A 17,430-nucleotide genomic window follows, 5' to 3' on the forward strand; every position below is an offset into this window, starting at 1 on the left:
CGTTGGTTGATTCTGTGATAAGGGTACTCCTGACCATCGCTATTTTCTCCATCTACCGCGGTTTGTCGGCAAAGCGGCTATACTTCAGCGTTGAGTTGTCCTGAGATGATGGTATGACTGAGACAAACGACTTGCGGCGGGAATTGAAGACGTTCACGCGCCGGTGGGAGCAACTTATCGCAGTTCCCGAGACCCCTCGGTCACTGATGGACGTGATCGAGTACTCGTTAGGAACGCAACGGAAGGCTGAGGTGTACATCAACCGGCTCTTTGCATACTTCCTCGACCCGGAGCAGCCACACCGGATGAACTCGGAATTTCTCCGCGCGTTCCTCAATGGACTCCCCGACACCTGTGATTTCGAGGAGGATATCCACGACCTTTCCGACGTCGTCGTCAACGATCAAGTACGGCTCACAGAGCAGGTTGACGGAGAGACAGTGTCGTCAGGATACGTCGATCTAGCAGTTCAAGTCCCCAACGAGTGGTTCCTCCTCGTCGAACTCAAATTCTCCGCTGAGGACACCCAGACAGAGTTCTACAGACAGGATGTCACGCATATCGACGGTGTTCCGAAGGACGACTACGAGTCTGGCGCATACTACCTCTATCTGCATCAAGCCGACCGACCTGACGCGAACGACCTGGAATTCAGTAACTGGACATGGACAGCGTTCGTCGAAACCGTCCTGACCGGTTTTATCGTCGATAACGCACCACGGTACCCACAGCGAACGGTCGTACAACTTCACGAATTCGCTGACGATATTCGATCCATCACAGGCATGTCAGACCCCACCGACAACGTTGACGAAAAGATCGAACTGTACCTTGACCACTACGAAGCCATCGCTGACGTGACAGCTACGTTCGAGAGCCAGTGGGAGACCTTTTCGCACAACTGGCCGACTCACCTTGCTGACCAACTCGTGTCAGTTAGTCACGGAACGATCCACTCAGAAAGCGACTACCACGTCCGGTTCGACTGTTCGAACGACGCTGTCGGGGACTGGTGGTTCCGCTCAACGAGCTCCGATTGGGGGATGATCTTCAAACACGGCTGGTGGCGACACACCGATGACCTCTCAGACGTGCTCCACGAGCGACCCGACGATCGGAACGATGCCAGAATCGGGTTCCATCACCGACTCGAAAACGACCGTGAGCAGGCAATCCGAGACAACACGCTCACACTATACTTCCGAAACATGGGGGCCAACGATCAACAGTTCATCGATGCTATTTCTGACCACTTCGATGCGCAAGCCGATGCTATCGAGGCCACGTTGCCGGATACTGCCAGCCTCACCGGTAACAAACGTAATATGATCTCAGCAGAGTACGATATTGCTCCCGACGAGCATGATGATTTCTTCGCGGCCTATATCGCGGCACTCGAACAGGCGTTCTCTGACCTAGTCGTCGAGAATCCAGACTTAATCGCTATCCTCGACGACATCTACACTGACGCCGTCGCGAAGGTCTACGACACCCAGATCACAATGAGCTCCCAACAAAACTGAGTTCGAAGTCCACGGTGACCCGGTTCACAATACCGCTCCCGGTGATTCCGGGTACTGAATGATTTTCACGTCTTCGTCGCGGCTAGCGGGTGTTTCGCGGGCTAACTCGTCAACGAACAGCAACCCCTTGACATCGACTGACTCCAGTAGGTCTTCTGCGGATTCAACGTACTCGCCAGTCGCCGACTGTTTGACAAACGCCATGTACTCCAGTAGTTCCCGGAGTCCGGTTGCGACGTAGTCGGTATTCTGCGTGTATTTCACTTCACCAAGGAACACTTGTTCAAGTTCCTTCCCACCAGCCTCTGTCTCCCCGTATCGCTCCAAGACGATATCAGGACGGCCACCCCACAGTGAATCACTGCCGCCACGCCCAAGCAGATCCTCAGAGATCGTTTGCCAGCGGGAGAGCACCTCGTTCATCCGATACAAGTATCCGTCAGGCTCAATGTCTTCAGACCCAATTGACTCGGAGAACGTAAGCCTCTCACCGGTCGCATCGTGAGATAAAACGAACCGTGACCCGTCCTGCTCCCACGTAGCGATCGTTGAGGGACTATCCCGACTGTCAGTTAACACCCGATACTCCACGCCCTCGTACGACTCAAGGACACGGAACACCCAATACAGTTCGAACAACGTGTCCGAATTCGCTGGCGCAATGAGTGTGTGATTCAATATATCGCGCGCTTCCGTACTGTCCAACTCGTGATTCATTAACTGCCGGTACCGATCCAGCAGAACCGCTGCATCCTGATAGAACTGCGAGCGGGAGCGCTTGACTGACTCGATGGTTCTGTCTGTGATATCGGTATCAGCGACGTTGACCCGCTGCAGGTAGATATTCTGCTCATACATTCGGTCAAGCATCTCCGCTGCTGACTCCCCGCCCTGACCACTTCCGCCTGTGTGCGGCATCACCCATTCGTTCAGCCAGTCATACCCCTCCGGGTTGTCCAGCGCATACGCAAGGTCGTCCGTAACGATCCCGTGAATAATCGTCAGTAACCGTTTCAGCACGAGATTCTCGTCGATGTTGTAGTGCTCTTCAGGCTGTGTACACACAAACATCGGGTCATCCAGCCGTCCAGCGCGTGCCCGAGTCTTCACCGTTCCCTGCCAGTCAATCTGTCCGCGGATCTCACCACGGTACTGGAACGACTCCGGAGCGGTTGTCGTCTTCATCTGCCGAATCCGGTCTTCCAACTGCCGCATAAAATCCAGGACACCGACTTCCGAGCTGTCATCTTCAGCATCGGTCAGGACGAAGTGAATCCGAAGCACCGTTTCGATGTCGTCGATATCCAGATCCGCGTGCGCCGACCCGATGACTCGGTCGAATCGGACGCCTTTACGGAGATACGTCTGGAAATCGTCGGCAATCTCTCCCAGCAACGCCTCTTCAGTCGTCTTCGCCATCTTCAGTTACTCTCCCCCACCCGGCTGCAGGTCAATCTGGAAGAAATCACGTGCAACTGTCCACAACTCACCAGTCTCGTCGTTGACAATCGCGTCAAGCGCCCTGATCAACTGCTCTAACTCATTTCGCCGCAGCCCTTCCAACTGCGGGAACACGTACATAATGATCGGCGAAACGTAATCCGCTGTCTCGGTTGAGGGAGCAGCTGCAACGTGTTCATAAATGTCCTCAACGATGGCAGGCCCGATAGCTCGCTGTTCATTAACCGCTCGCCAGATACGCCCGACCGTCTCGTAGTGATGGTCTGCTTCCGGCACTCCACCGTTTGCCGCCCAGACTGCGACATACTCCGCGACGAGTGATTCGAGCTCAGAATCATCGCCATCCTCACATTCAGGAAGATCAGGGATTCCGACGGGAACAAACGCCCAGCGCCGCATAAACGCGTAACTCATCTCGTACAGCGACGTCTTATCGAGCGTGTTCATCGTCGCCAGCATCCGCCAACCATCTGGAATATAAAATCTGCTCGGAGCTACTTCTGCATGGTCCTGTGACGCATCGAGAATCTGGATCGGGTCACCGTCAGACCCGTCGAACGGTAAAGTGACACTCTCACCAGTGAGTGCAGAGAAAAGTGAGCCGAACGCCTTATCGATATCCGCGCGGTTGAGCTCGTCGATGACCAACCACTCGTTTGTTGGCGTCCCATCGCTATCCTTTTGGAATCGATCTAATACGACCCCTGGCTCAAATTCGAGTGTATTCTGCGATGTCGTCTGATACCCACCCACCGTGTCGAATGTAGACCAGTCAGCGGACGCCGTCACTAGTTCATAGTTATCCGCTCCAACTGTGGCTTCACACACCTGCCGTGCCAGTTTCGTTTTCCCTGTTCCTGGCGGACCAAACAGCAACACGTGATTACCGTTCGCCAACGCTTTTTCAATCCGCGATTGGATCCGTTTCCACTCATTATCGGTGAAATACAGCCCCTCTCGGGAGACTGTTATTTCTGACTCCGCAACGGAGAGGGCGTTATGATGCTCCGTATAATAGCTGCGCTCACCGAGTTCCAGAATCCGGTCGAATTCTGTTTTGGTCAGGGAACACAGATAGTAGTTGTTTCCTGAGGTGACGAGTGCAGATTCTTTGATCTCGGCGTCTGCTTCGATGCGTTCCCAGGAAGGACCGTCAATTGCTTTGTCCCAGACGACGGTGATACCTTCCACCCGCTCATCCCGAGACTCAGAGTAGCCTTCATGCAGCCCACGTTTTACATGTCCTCGACCAACGACGTGCTTTTTATGAGACATGTGGTAAATGAGAACCTCATCGCCAGGTGAGGCGTGTCTGAATCCCTCCTGGTTGTCCCGCTTTGCCCCGCTCTTACTCGTGGAGACCACGAACATCTCGCCTCCAGATCGTTGCCACTCGTCAACACCCGTATTGAGCCAGAAGTATCGCTTCTCACCGATTGTATCACTGAAGCTGGTCTGGGCGAGAATATACGCCGCAGCATTACGTGAGAGATTAGCGAGATAGGCTTCGTTGAGATCGTTGTTCTTATCCAGGGGATAATACTTGTCTGTCCGGTACCGCTCTCTGTCAAGTTCATCTCGAAGTTCCTCATCAACAGGTACTGGGTCATCGAATCGGCGCAAATCAACCTCAACTCGATAGTATTCTTGTCCCTCCGAAGAGAATGTCTCTGCTGACTCCTCAACTGTCGAGATACCGACAAGGGTCCCATCGTAGTTGTGGAAGAGAACATCACCAACAGCTAGTTTCGGTAAATCGTGATGCCAAATATCGTCCACTCGCGCTTTCAAATACTCGTTTTCGATTTCTGGCTGATTCCGTTGATTCACCCAATAACACGACGCGTTCTCCCGTCCGATCTTCTCGAGAGCGCTTACAGACGAAATCTCGCCATTGAGTGTCGTCAGGTCGTACTTCTCATCGTGATGAAGGCTAAACGCAAAATCAGCAATCTCCAATTCAGTTGCCCACTCTGGAATCGGCGTCCCGGTCACATCCTCGACAACCCTTTTCAGGTCGAATTTCTCGCTCGCGTCACGAACCTTCTCGACAAACTCATCATACTGTGACTGTGACGCAGTGTTCTTATTCGGGGCCGAGTACCCGAGCGCTTCAAGCCCGAGTTTTGATCGCGTATTGAGAATAGCAAATCGGTCTGGTTCAAGCGCACGGAGGATCTCCGTGCCAGTAGCCCACCCGAACCCATCTAATTCGGTGAGTGGTTCTACTACCCCTGTATCCAGTGCCTCCTGAATTGTCGCTGCGACTTCCTCCGATGTCTGCCCACCGGCGAAAACAAACTTATCGAGATACTGGTCGGTACTCCCTCGCGCTCTCGTCGCCCAAAAGTGCTTTTTGTCAATCAGCTCGGCAAACGCTTCCCGCGATGGGTTCTCCATGAAAGTAGCTGCCCAATCCTGCTTTCGCTCAACCATCTCCCAGTAGTCCTCAATATCATCAAGGAGAACATCATCAGTCATCTATCGTTATATCACCACAGTCTCGGACAATAATTGTTTGGCTAATCAGTAGAAGCACCTTAGCAACAGTACGGAATAACAAGTCTACCAAGGAATCTCTCACAGAACATCACCGCGGAAAGGTCGCAAGTAATCTTATTCCGTCGTTTGGATCTCCGTTCGGATGTCCGCGAGTTCCGACTTTACCTCCCCCTCGATCTCCTCTAGTTCTTCATCGATCTCATTCGCAGTCTTCCTGATTGAGGTCGTCTTCTTCCGTATCGTACTGAATCGGTCAATCGAATCGCTCACCTCACTCACGGCGTTCTGAATGACTTCCGGATCGAAGGCAGTCCCTGAATCGACGTACCCTTGGACCGCTCGCGTCCGCGCCCAGTTGTACGCGATTCGGAGGAAGCCCGATTCGGCGTCGTCGTCCTCGGTTTCTTTGAGAGCAACGGAGAGCCGCTCGGAATCGAACTCGTGGAAGTACCCGACCTTGTTCGGAATGTAGGACTCACACTCGAAGACGATAATCCCGTAATCTGCGTCACGGTTCTCCACGGCGTCAGCGAGTTCGTCCTTGATATCGCGCTGGGAGTACCCGCTGTCGCTTTTCGCTTCGACAACGATTCGTTGGCTAGTATCGTTAAGCGTGATGACGAAGTCGCCGACTTTTCGGCCGCTAATCTCACCAATCGTGTCACCGGTATACTCGACCTCGTTACTCGTGTTGTACACGAGATTCGAGAGAATGCTCTCGACCGTGTCTTCGAAGTCGTCGCCCTTCAGCGTAGTTCGCTGCCGAATCTCTTCCTCAGTCTCCTCAGCGGTCGCCTGCTCCTCGATCTTATCACGAAGGTCCTGTATCTGATCCTGCAACGTCCGCTTGAGCCGGTACGTCGGCGTCCCCTCCGTATCTGGATCCAGCGCCTTCTGAATGCGTTCGCCGTCCTCACCGAGCTCTTCGTCGAGCCGCTCAGTAAACGGACCGTCTTCACTGAACGCGTCCTCGATGTGTTGCTTGAGGTGCCCATCCTGCCCGAGATGGTCCTCGAAAATCTGGGGTACGTCACCCTCGTCACCGAACTTCTCCTCAACCTCATCCTCGATCCGATCGATATCCTCCTGAAGATCTCGCTGCATCTCGGTGAACTTCCGCTCAACGTACTCCTCCTGCTGAGAGGTTTCCGCAAGATCCAACGTCGTCACACCGACACGCAGCGCCCGGACGAAAGCATCCTCCCGTTCCCGCTCATCCTCAAACTGCTGGAGATACTCAACAACTGCCGAATCCGTGATTTCAACATCAGTAACGTGAGCCCGGTCGCCATCCACCTCTATCCGAGGAACCCCTTCAGTAGCCATGTATCACGCCGGAAATGTCCCCCCAGATGAATAAAATTCCACGCCTGACCTTAACGACGCCGCAACCACTATTCAACCAGTTCCTCTCACTCACACCCACTCAAACGCCTCGTTGTGCTGCGCAACATACTGCGCCTTCAAGCTATCATCCGGAATCGAGATCTGGTCTCCTGCACGGTCGATAATCGTCCGTTGGAGCACATCACTTTGCGTCTCGAAGTTCGGATTCACGCACAACCGGTAATCCTGATCGATAGTGAATAGCTCCCGATCGAACGCCGCGTGATGCGTCTTACTGAGTGGCAACACGTTCGAAAGATCAGCCCTGAGTTCCGGATAATCGCTCCACGACAGGACATGCGCCACGTCCAACAAACCGGGATGATCCACCCCGGAAACCGGGCACGTACGGTCATGTCGAGACAGTACGGTCGCCCGGAACTCCGGATCGACCGACCGTGCGTGGACAGTCGTTTCGTACGTCCCCGCACGCATCCCAGAGTCACTCACCGACGACGTCCAGTCCGAATCAGCCCACTCCACCACCGCACTTTCAACGAACTGCAGGCCATCCTCCGTTAACGCGTACTCGTCGCCCCGCTTCTCGACGACCCCCATGCTCCGCAGCCAATTCACCCGCTGCTTCGCCATATCCGTCTCCCCAGAACTCCACCCTAACTCCGGATGCGTATCGAGCTGCTGCTCACTCACCGCTGCGAGCGTCATCGAGCCAGCAACCAACGCATACAGCAGACTCCGAAGCCCGACGTTCCGACCACACATGATCCGGAGCAACGTCCACACATCACCCTGCTCAGCGTACTCTCGACCAGCATCACCAAGCTCCCAGTGATCGTCCGCCTGGCGAAGGAACCCGACCTGCTGTAAATACCGCACCCGCTGCATAATCGACTCCCGACTCGACACATTCGAAAACGACCCCCGATGCCACCCAACGAACTCATCCGTCGTTGGTTGATACGACTCGACAAACTCGAGAACCGCATTCAACGTCTCGACATACCGCGTCCCACCACCAAACATCGGAACAATACTGCGAAGTCGATCCGAAGGCATGAACAAACAGTGACAGAGCCGGATGATGATCCTTTCCCCGTCAGAACAAATCCAGACCGAGTGTCGAAAGCACTTCTCCGATTACGCCTCTAGTGAGCTATCAATTAGTGGCCACAAGTCTCGCCACCAGAACTCAGCTTCTTCACCGGAGTCAAACGCAACCCGATACAGCTGCGCATCTCACGGAGCATCACTCACTACATCCGCATCATCACGGAACACTACGACAAATCGCCCGTTCCTCCAGTGGTACTCACGATAATCTGGACCCATCTCATCAAGAATATCAACCCTACTCAATCTCCCTCTGAGAACTCCTAACCGCTACACGACCAGACGACACGAACCGATTGCCAATCACCACTGGAGTCCCAAGAAATCACGCGCTCAAACCGGATGCCGAGTCGCTTTGACGCCCCCCTCAGAGATCGTGAGTTCAGTCACGAACGCGTCCCGGTCACAGTACGGCTCACTAATCCGTACCGCCGGTCCAGTGTAGAACACCGCCGTCCCATCACTCGTCTCGAACGTATACCCATCGTCGAAATCTTTGTTTCTCGGTCGGTGCTCATCGCCGATCAACACACAGTCGAATGACACGCGTGACTGTGCGAGTAACCGCTCCAAATCGACATCCGCGTCAGCTCCACGATAGGGGGTCAATCCATCATGGAGACACAGCACGTTCGGCCCTGATGACGACGCGCCAAACGCGATACTGGATGGACTCCAGTGTCGTGAGTGGTACTTACCGATGTCGTCGATTCCTACGTTCCCCGCGGAGATACCATACGCAGCAAGCGATTCGCCAGCAACTGGCGTCGCATCCGTGGATAACTCTGTGACATGGCCTTTACCCACCTGAGTTTTGAGCCAGGCAATCCCGTCAACAGAGCCTGTGTGCTGCGGGTTCGCCGAGTCGTGATCGTGCGACCCGATAATACAGTACACCGGAATCTCCAGCTGTGACAACGTCGCAAAACTCGACTCAGCCGCATCAAGCGTCACCGCATCCACCTCGTGGTCCAAAATATCCCCCGTGTGAATGACCGCATCGACACTCTGTTCTATCGCAATCTGCGCGATTCGATCGAACGTCTCTCGGCTCGAAATATCTCCAATCCACGACACCTTCTTCCCACGCCCCGTCTCCACCCGATTCTCATACCCCAGATGCGTATCACTCACAAACAGTACCGTCGTACTGTCATCTGTGGGCGCCTTCCCAGCATTTAGACGGGCCAAGTGAACACGGTCCGGGTCCAACAACACATCAACACCGTCACCCGGCCGATCAGCCGCCGGTTCAGCCGGGAACTCCGCAAGCAACGAAATCGCCCGATCAACCTCATCCGCCGACACCATCACCGGAAGCACCTCCCCAGACACAGGCGCAACCGGCAACACCACCCCCGACGGCATATACCGCTGATCCTCCGGCCGCGGCTCCGCCACCGCAATCGCCGAAAACTCCGTAATCCGCTCCCCATTCCCCTGTCGGCGGGCATAGTCCCCCCCGTTTACTGCGATTCCGGTCCTTCTGCTGTTTCCCATAACACGACGCCTCCGCAGCCAACAACCCGTCTCCAAATAGTACCGACTTCACCGCGAGTTCCCACTCAGACGCCGTCCCACCCGGCAGCGAATCATACAGCACAGAAAGACAATCATACAGCTCAACCAGCTCATTTCCAGATCCCATCTATACTGCACTCAGAGAGTACCGACCTGTAATAACTATGTGACTCATAGAAGCACTAAGACGACGTTGTTAGATCCTCCGAAATAGGATCAATCGATTACAGGCTAATCTGACAAGCTAGCTCGATTTTCCACAAACTCATCAGCCCAATCTGCCAAGCTATCCACAACATCATGCGAATCGACGATGTTGCCCTCTTCGGAGAGAACAACAAGATGCTCTTCGTCGTCCCCGTCTTTCGACCATCCGCAAACTATCCAGGGCTTCTGAGAGGTTTGTCCAGTATCTTGATCGGGATTCATTCCGTAGGCTGTCGTCGATAGGACTGACTCACCACGTTCTTGCCTCATTTGCGTCGCAAGCCAGGCAAACAACGGACTGCCCGGGGCAAGATAGCGAAGAGAAGGATACTGATCAGAGGTCTTCGAGGAAAATGTCACTCCAATCCCGTCATAGTGTTCAGCGATACTCTCTGCAAGAGTTCCCTCTCCTGCCCGGGGACTCAATGGTGAATCCTTCGGATACCGAAGACAGTAGATGGACTTCTCATCGGACTCCGCGTCAAACTCAAAGTCCGTGTCTAGTTCAGAGAGCGACTCAAACGTGATTCCGAGTTCAGCGAGCCCTTCGTCAGCTACGAATACTGACTCAACTGACTCAATCGAATATACCGGATCCTCTGCTTCATCTGGGTGTCCAACTTCTCCCAGATCAGGATGGGAGTACGTATTCCACGCGTCCAGCTGCGCCTCACGGATAACCTGATCACGGAGAGGTGTCTCGCTGTCTAAGTCCGCCAGCGAGTCCTTGAGTTCAATCGGGTCATCGTCATGTTGTTGCTCATCAATGTCCTTCTCAATATCTCGCTCTAGGTCATCATATTCCTTAGTTCCGGATTTCACACCCTCCTTCATCGTAGCTTGGCGAATCTTCGAACCGACACTAGAGAGAATCGGTTGCATATCCCCGACAACGTATTCAAACAGACCGATCCGATCATCCAGTCTGTCATATATATCGGATTCGACAGTATCCTCATAACTGTAGTTGAGAATAATGACCTCGTCGTATCGCTGTCCAATACGGTCGATACGACCAATACGCTGTTCGACCCGCATCGGATTCCACGGGAGATCGTAGTTGATGAGTGCCCCACATTCCTGAAGGTTCAAACCCTCTGAGGCGGAGTCTGTACAGACAAGAATGTCTACGTCACCATCATCATCAGCGAACTCACGTTTCACGCGTTCTTTCCCGACATTCCGCCACGTATCGGCGTCCTCGTCGTACACCTCGCCGCCATCTCCTGAATAGCACGCAATATTCTCCCCGTATCTCCAACGGAGTTCACGGCGGACAAAGTGCATCGTATCTTTGTATTGGGTAAACACGATGATTCGATTCCGACCCTGCCGATCAAGCATATCGAGGTCTTCGTAGAGCTGATCCATCTTCGGGTCGCTATCAATCTGCTTGACCTCATGAATGAACGACTCCAGCTCATCGATTTCCTCCTCAAGAAGCCCGATACCTTCGTCAGTGAGACTAGGAGCAAGTTCCGTCAAATCTACGTTCAGAACATCTTGGCCTGCGTCTTCCATCTCCGCAATCTCATCTTCATCAAATTCGCTCAGTGCATCCAGCGCAGCCTGCCGATCCGCGTCAGAGTCATCTCGAATGCGCTTCCGTCGCTCTAGAATGTCTCGCTGCTTTCGGAGCTTTTCGAGGCGCGAAGAGAGACTCTCCGAAATCGCATAGACACTGCTCGTAAGCCGTTGGCGATACGTCGTCATTACGAACCCAATCGCCTGTGTTTCCGTCTCACTCGACTGCTGTGCCTTCTTGTAGAACGTACGAGTATACTCGTCGATCCGGTCGTACACTTGCCTTGTCTCATCATTCAACTCGATACGACGCCGCTCTGGCTTCCGCGTTGGAACAGTCTGATCAAGTAATCCAACTTTACGGTATTTGCGAAGCGTGTCGCGCGTATTCCGATGGATACACGCATCTATCGGTGTCGCCCAAGAGAATACATCCTCTAAAACGCGCCACCCCTCTTCGCTGAGTTCGTCAAGAGCATCCAGTCGATCCTTTCTAGACGCAATGATCATCTCCGAATCGAGTACGACCTCTGGATAGAGCAGCCGCTTGAGCTTCGTGTCCTCATTCGCACCGAACGGATCTATGCGCTCCTCTATCGTATCATCTACTTTCTCACGGTAATCACTGTACTGCTCCCCGTAGCTCCGCGCCAAGTTACACGCTTGGAGCAATCTCTGTTTCGCCACACCCCGACCTTCATCCTCCAACCCAAGCTCATCGACCATCCCCTCAAGCACGAAGTCGGCATACTCTGGCGACCTGTCGAACTGGTCTTGGAACGTCCCCTCGAGTGTCGCTTGAGACGTTTTCGACGATGGCGAGCGCCCTGAAATATCAAGTTCACTGCTTAGAACGCCGGACAACGCTTGGCGAGTTTCGAAGAACTCAACAAACCTGTCGCGGTCATCCCAGGCTTCCGGGATATCAAGCAGCGTTAGCAAATCGTAGAGTTCTCTATGGTGTAGCTGCATCGGCGTTGCCGTGAGGAGATAGTAACAGTGCGTGTGGTCCCTCAACCGTTCGAGGAAGTTGTAGAAATTGCTCCCCTGACGAGCATTGTGTGACTCGTCCACGACGACAGCGTCCCAGACTCCTTCACGGGCTCCGGTTTCTCGGCCGCGACAGCTCGCTGGAATGTCTCCACGACGTCGAGAGACTCCCTCATCAGCAGGTGCCACTTGGTCCCAACGGTCGGTCAGACGAGCCGTGTGCCAAGACATAATGACAACCGTAGGACCTGGTTCTGCCTTCTGCGTGTGAACAAACCGCCACAGCGGACTCGACGTCCACGCTTCATCCCTGCGGTCAGCATCGATGTCGAGATCGGCAGCACCAGGGACAGGATGCTCTTCGCCGAACGGATCGATGAATGCGTAATCGTAGTCGCTTCCTCGTTCGTAGCGGAATGCGTTGATATTGAACTTCTCCCAAAGTTCTTCCTGCCACTGAACAACCAGGCTGGCCGGAGCGAGCACGAGACTATTTTCGAGTTCCCCAGTCAAACCGAGACGTGAGAGGGTAAGTCCAACTTCGATAGTCTTCCCCAGTCCGACCTCGTCGCACAGGAGGAATGAATTCGGATACGTGTTGACTGCCGTGTCGGAGACGACACGCTGGTGTGGCCACGGATCGATCGTGCTTGCCTCTTCCGCGAGTTGGATCCCACCGGGTGCTTGGGCACCGTCAGCCAGGATCATTCCCTTGTCAGCTGCAGTCGGCTCGTCCGGACTCTGGAGCTGCTCGACGACGGTGTGGATATCTGTACCCGCATCCGGCGCTTTCCAGTCGATGATCTCCTCCCGCAGAGCATCGGGAAGATCGTATACGTCTACAAACTCGTGATTGTCTTTCCACAACCGTCTGAAGGAATTTTGATCACCGTCCACGTAGTCAGCTTGACCGTCTTCCCACGATCGGTGGACCTTGAAACGTTCGTAGTTTCGAGTCCACCCACCAGCTGTTTCGTTTATGCTCCCCTCGAACGAGATCGTATCGTCACCGTCGTGGAAGATTCCGAGCTTTGGATGGAAGATTCCCCACTCTCCTTGCTTCGGCACGGCGATTTTGATTTCGAGTCGATCTTCACGGAGCAACCAAGCGAGCAACTGCAGTCGTGTATCGAGTTCTTCGTCATCCAGTTCTTCCAATGAGTCCTTGAGATCATCCGCGATAGCTTCGAGAACCGGACGGTCTTTTGGTTGCAACTGGGCTCCAACCACAAGTCGCATCGTTCCGTCATTCTCGACGAACGCTTCGATCCCGTTAGCGGCAGCGGCGAGGGAACCACTATCGAAGTAGCCTGCAATCCGGTCGTACCGATTACTCCGTTCTAATGCCGGTACGTAGAACTCGTCGATCAGGTAGGAAACGTCTTCACTTGGTTGACTCTCGTATATCGACTGCCAATTATATTCGCGTAGGGAACCCTGCATTCGTTGAATCCATATTGAGCGCTATCTGTTATAAAAGACGGGCGCAAAAGCACTGGGCTACGGTCTCGTCAGTTTCGATGTATGAGTAAGTATTTATCATTTTCAGCGCAGTGTCTAGCTATCAGATGGCGTACTCTCTCAACGCGTTTGAGTTAGACGTCCCGGATATCGATGCGGATCTTTACAAAGTAGACCCACAGCCATCAAACGATTCCTACCGGATTCTCGGGGGGTTAGAGAGGAGCTTTGAGCAGCGACTGGAGGGAAAAGCGCAAAAGTGGAAACAAGCGGAGGATGGAGATTGGTACATTGCCGTCATAGGCGCGAGCGAACGGAAAACAATCGAATCTCCGAGTAGTGGTACGAGTGCTAGATATACCACAACCCAAACGTTGGATCCATCGTCTTTCTGGGACCGAATGGTCCTCCAACGAGCGATCTCTGACTCTGTCCGGTGGTACATGACGAACTACCAGGACTTCTGGTACCACGAGGACGCAGACGCCCTATTCTATCCTTCCCCTCGCGGTAAAGTCGATGAGTATGACGTGTACACGGGTTTTTCGCACAGTGTCGAATTCCACGACAGCCCGCAGTTAGTGGTGAGATCGGTTACTAAGTTCATCAGTCGTGAGTCGCTCGCAGACCGAATCAACCACCAAGGGGTCGAGGAAGCCATCGAGAAGTACGGTGGAGAGAATTTCAGGCTTGATCGACCTGAACCCACCAAGTGTACGCTTCACGGTATTTCGACGGAAAAGAAAGTCTCGGACAAAACTATCGACTTTGGAGATGAAATGCTCTCTGTCGTTGAATTCGCACAGCGGGAATACGGGAGCGAATGGGCAGACAAGATAGACCCCGACGAACCACTGGTCCAAATTCGATTCGGAAACAGCGATCCGTACGATACCGCCCCTTCGCTGTTGAACGCATCTCCCGAAGAACTGAACCGCCGCTTGACCAGTGAGGCTGCCCTATCTGCAAAAGAACGGCAAAAAGCCATTCAGAATTTCACCGGTCGAATTCACTACATTCAGGTCGAAGACGAGAAGGTGTCAGTCAGCGATGACGGAGTGAGACCAACCGAACAGGGTGACTTCGATTACCCGGACTTAGCGTTCGGGAACGAAGCTGTCCTCTCGACTGGCGCGCCAAACGCTGTGGACACGAGCCAAGAAGTCCATCCTGGAAACTGGCGCTGGATTACCCGTGACTACCTTGAGGAGTACGGGTTCTGGGAGTCACAGAGGAAGCTATCTGAGATCGTACTCGTTTATCCGGAGGGGGAAGAGACTCGAGCCGAAAACCTCTATCGAGATATTCAGGACAAGCTCTCCGAGATCGGAGGAGTCCAAATCCGATCCGACCCCCACCGTATTTGCTACACTGACCAAGTAGAGTTCGACGAATGGGTGGCTGAGTTCGGGGACTCCATCGACGGCGTCCTCGGTCTCATTGAGGGTGACGGCGACGAATATTACGAAATCATCGATGCATTCGGAGGCGCACCAACCCAGTACGTGAATACATCGACCTACTCCGAACATCAGGGTGCATCTGACGATGTCATCTTCAACACGGCTTGTGGACTCGCCGTTAAGTTGGGTGCGTACCCGTTTGGTCTCGCAAACAACCTCAATTCAGATGTGTACCTGGGGCTTAGCGTCGCTGGAGATCGATCCACGACGGCAACCGCTGTTGCTATCGATGGAAGGGACGGCAGGATTCTCTATCAGACGGAAGAACCACTCGGTCAGGGTAGCAGTACTGTTTCCGAGGGATACCCTGCCAAGCGGATTATCCAACGGAGTCTAAAAGCGGCCAGCTCAGCGTTTAACCGCCCAATCGAGTCACTCGACATTCATCGTAACGGTAATTTCGGAGACGCGGAGCTGGAAACGCTGTCATCAGAACTTCCTGCGCTTCAGGATCAAGAATACGTTCACAGCGATGTTTCGTGGTCAGCGGTTGAAATCATCGAGAACCACCCCTATCGATTGTTCTCAAAACGGGGTAGCTGTGCGCCGGACACAGGTGGATACGCTAAATTAGACGGTGAACACATATTAGTGACCACGTTCGGTGAGCCTCAGATTCACCAAGGAACACCCAAACCGATCTTGTGTAAGAGACGAGTCGGATCTCACGATCAGAACATCACGGCTATCGGTGAAGATGTCTTCAAATTGTCTTTCCTGAACTGGGGCTCGCCGATGATGAAAATGAAGCCGCCGGTGACGACCAAGATCCCGAAGGAACTCAACGAAATCTTCGAAAAGTGCAGTCGAGTCCGCTACCCACCTTTCTGAGCCCACTTGCGGTTCACTTTCACTCGATATCTAATCTCTGAGTCGATCTCTTCAGGAGATTCATCGGAGTTGGCTTTCTCCGTTATCCTCGGTAGTTCGTTGTCTACCTCCCGCTGAGCGGCGTCGCTGATCAGAGCCAATAATTCCTCCGCGACGTAACTATCGTAGTCCTCCGGTTTGTTTTGCCCTTGGTTGTTCAGGTGGCCGTCTATCGAGCTCAATACCGGTTGAACCATCTCCAAAGCGTCATCTGGGAACACATCCCTCGCCAATTGGTTTATGAATCTGAGCCGGAGGGCGTTCGGAGGGTGTTCGGTGAAGAGGTTATACGGTCGTTGGTTATGCAAGTAATCCGAGATCGCATAGACATAGGCAGGGCCGAAAGTGAGGACACCACAGGCATCACAGAGGAACTCTGTGTACCACTCATCCCAGTACTCGGCGAAATCTCCCCTGTCTCCTCCCCATTCATCGTCGATCTCCCACATCCGGTCGTGATACGCACGATCCTTCCCGACTTGATCGAAGAGTGCGTGACCCAATTCATGTGCCAACAAAGGTTGATACTGTCTCGGGTTCGCATGACGAGGTGCTAAGAGACTGTAAATTTCACCACCCCTCTCTTGTAGAGGGAATATCGCGTATGACTCCCAGATCGTCGGGAGTACGGTAATAGAGACGTTCAGAGGACTGCTCACTTCCGAACACACTTCGCTGATATCGTCGATCATCTCTGTGTCCTCCGCGCGTTGACGGGCGTGGAGTTCGATGTACCCCGTTATTTCGTGGAGATTATCCAGACGAACATCGAGGTCGTCGAGCGCGGAGACGTATCGATCATAGAAGTCTGGCACTGAGTCTTCTGATGCCTGTGCAAGTGCCTCTTGGCGTGTCTTCGCTCTTTCGAGCGTATTCTCGACCGGTTCAAGGAACGTCTCGCTCTCCTCGTCAGAAAGACCCGAATCTAGCTCTAAGAGGTCACTACGGAGCTGATCCAACTGACTCTCAAGCCTCGTCAGGCGTCGATTAGCGAGCTCCTCCAGCAAGATTCCCTCTCATATGATCTACATTCCGTTTAGAAGTTTCCGACGTGAACTCTTCGACTCGCTGAAGGAGTTGCTTAGCTTTGTTCAACCCAGACTCCCATCGTAGACTCTCAGAAGACTCCGCCAACGCGGTAGTGGCGGTTTCCAGATCCCGGCTGAACTGATTGGTCGTCTGCTTGCGACCCGTGGTTCGAAGGTGATCCGCTAACGCGAGGTAATAACTTGAAACCTCGTTTGGGTTCTCAATAGCGTCGTGGATTCCCTGTAAGATCTCACAGCCATCCTTCAGGTTCTCCTCCACTTCCTGTGATGTGTACACTCCGAACTCGTCGCTCTCGCTTTGTAGTATAGCGATGGCTAGCAAAGCGTCGTCGGCGGTTTCGTTGAGACCCTGATTGGCCTCATATTTCCGCTTTGCTCGCCAGAGCGACATAGTCTGGGCTA

At 53.6% G+C, this 17,430-nt stretch carries 10 protein-coding genes; 2 read left to right on the forward strand and 8 right to left on the reverse strand.

What is annotated here, in order from left to right; genetic code table 11:
* Positions 1-113 precede the first annotated feature (113 nt).
* Positions 114-1,523, forward strand: coding sequence for a PD-(D/E)XK nuclease family protein (locus tag ABJD39_RS13490; RefSeq protein ID WP_348609691.1), 1,410 nt, complete (start codon positions 114-116; stop codon positions 1,521-1,523).
* A gap of 24 nt (positions 1,524-1,547) precedes the next feature.
* Here the strand turns inward: ABJD39_RS13490 and ABJD39_RS13495 are convergent, their stop codons facing one another.
* The 6 genes from ABJD39_RS13495 to ABJD39_RS13520 form a co-directional block, all read right to left on the reverse strand.
* On the reverse strand, positions 1,548-2,942 hold the full coding sequence (locus ABJD39_RS13495) for a hypothetical protein (protein ID WP_348609693.1): 1,395 nt from the start codon (positions 2,940-2,942) through the stop codon (positions 1,548-1,550).
* Positions 2,943-2,948: 6 nt separating this feature from the next.
* Positions 2,949-5,465 carry an AAA family ATPase gene (locus ABJD39_RS13500; RefSeq protein WP_348609694.1) on the reverse strand — a complete coding sequence of 839 codons (2,517 nt, stop codon included), beginning with the start codon at positions 5,463-5,465 and terminating at the stop codon, positions 2,949-2,951.
* Between the two features lie 135 nt (positions 5,466-5,600).
* Positions 5,601-6,812 carry a hypothetical protein gene (locus ABJD39_RS13505; protein WP_348609696.1) on the reverse strand — a complete coding sequence of 404 codons (1,212 nt, stop codon included), beginning with the start codon at positions 6,810-6,812 and terminating at the stop codon, positions 5,601-5,603.
* A 90-nt stretch (positions 6,813-6,902) separates the two neighbouring features.
* Positions 6,903-7,889 (reverse strand): HNH endonuclease, encoded by a 987-nt coding sequence (locus tag ABJD39_RS13510; RefSeq protein ID WP_348609697.1) that lies wholly within the window; start codon positions 7,887-7,889, stop codon positions 6,903-6,905.
* Positions 7,890-8,276: 387 nt separating this feature from the next.
* Positions 8,277-9,443: a metallophosphoesterase family protein gene (locus tag ABJD39_RS13515; protein WP_348609699.1), complete on the reverse strand. Its 1,167-nt coding sequence runs from the start codon at positions 9,441-9,443 to the stop codon at positions 8,277-8,279.
* A gap of 252 nt (positions 9,444-9,695) precedes the next feature.
* Positions 9,696-13,628 carry a helicase-related protein gene (locus ABJD39_RS13520; protein WP_348609700.1) on the reverse strand — a complete coding sequence of 1,311 codons (3,933 nt, stop codon included), beginning with the start codon at positions 13,626-13,628 and terminating at the stop codon, positions 9,696-9,698.
* Between the two features lie 125 nt (positions 13,629-13,753).
* On the opposite strand from ABJD39_RS13520, the gene ABJD39_RS13525 reads away from it, so the two are divergent.
* Positions 13,754-15,940 carry a hypothetical protein gene (locus ABJD39_RS13525; RefSeq protein ID WP_348609702.1) on the forward strand — a complete coding sequence of 729 codons (2,187 nt, stop codon included), beginning with the start codon at positions 13,754-13,756 and terminating at the stop codon, positions 15,938-15,940.
* Here the strand turns inward: ABJD39_RS13525 and ABJD39_RS13530 are convergent.
* Positions 15,925-16,986: a hypothetical protein gene (locus tag ABJD39_RS13530; protein WP_348609704.1), complete on the reverse strand. Its 1,062-nt coding sequence runs from the start codon at positions 16,984-16,986 to the stop codon at positions 15,925-15,927. The two genes, ABJD39_RS13525 and ABJD39_RS13530, sit on opposite strands and share 16 nt — an antisense overlap.
* Positions 16,967-17,419, reverse strand: coding sequence for a hypothetical protein (locus tag ABJD39_RS13535; RefSeq protein WP_348609707.1), 453 nt, complete (start codon positions 17,417-17,419; stop codon positions 16,967-16,969). The genes ABJD39_RS13530 and ABJD39_RS13535 overlap by 20 nt, the downstream gene beginning before the upstream one ends.
* Positions 17,420-17,430: the final 11 nt, after the last annotated feature.

It is taken from the genome of Halobaculum rarum, assembly GCF_040025155.1.
Lineage (GTDB): Archaea > Halobacteriota > Halobacteria > Halobacteriales > Haloferacaceae > Halobaculum > Halobaculum rarum.

Bases quoted from the DNA above. Each gene is read 5' to 3' on its own strand.
- ABJD39_RS13495 (WP_348609693.1), bottom strand. From the start codon at position 2,942: ATGGCGAAGACGACTGAAGAGGCGTTGCTGGGAGAGATTGCCGACGAT.
- ABJD39_RS13520 (WP_348609700.1), bottom strand. From the start codon at position 13,628: ATGCAGGGTTCCCTACGCGAATATAATTGGCAGTCGATATACGAGAGT.
- ABJD39_RS13515 (WP_348609699.1), bottom strand. From the start codon at position 9,443: ATGGGAAACAGCAGAAGGACCGGAATCGCAGTAAACGGGGGGGACTAT.
- ABJD39_RS13500 (WP_348609694.1), bottom strand. From the start codon at position 5,465: ATGACTGATGATGTTCTCCTTGATGATATTGAGGACTACTGGGAGATG.
- ABJD39_RS13525 (WP_348609702.1), top strand. From the start codon at position 13,754: ATGGCGTACTCTCTCAACGCGTTTGAGTTAGACGTCCCGGATATCGAT.
- ABJD39_RS13490 (WP_348609691.1), top strand. From the start codon at position 114: ATGACTGAGACAAACGACTTGCGGCGGGAATTGAAGACGTTCACGCGC.
- ABJD39_RS13505 (WP_348609696.1), bottom strand. From the start codon at position 6,812: ATGGCTACTGAAGGGGTTCCTCGGATAGAGGTGGATGGCGACCGGGCT.
- ABJD39_RS13510 (WP_348609697.1), bottom strand. From the start codon at position 7,889: ATGCCTTCGGATCGACTTCGCAGTATTGTTCCGATGTTTGGTGGTGGG.
- ABJD39_RS13535 (WP_348609707.1), bottom strand. From the start codon at position 17,419: ATGTCGCTCTGGCGAGCAAAGCGGAAATATGAGGCCAATCAGGGTCTC.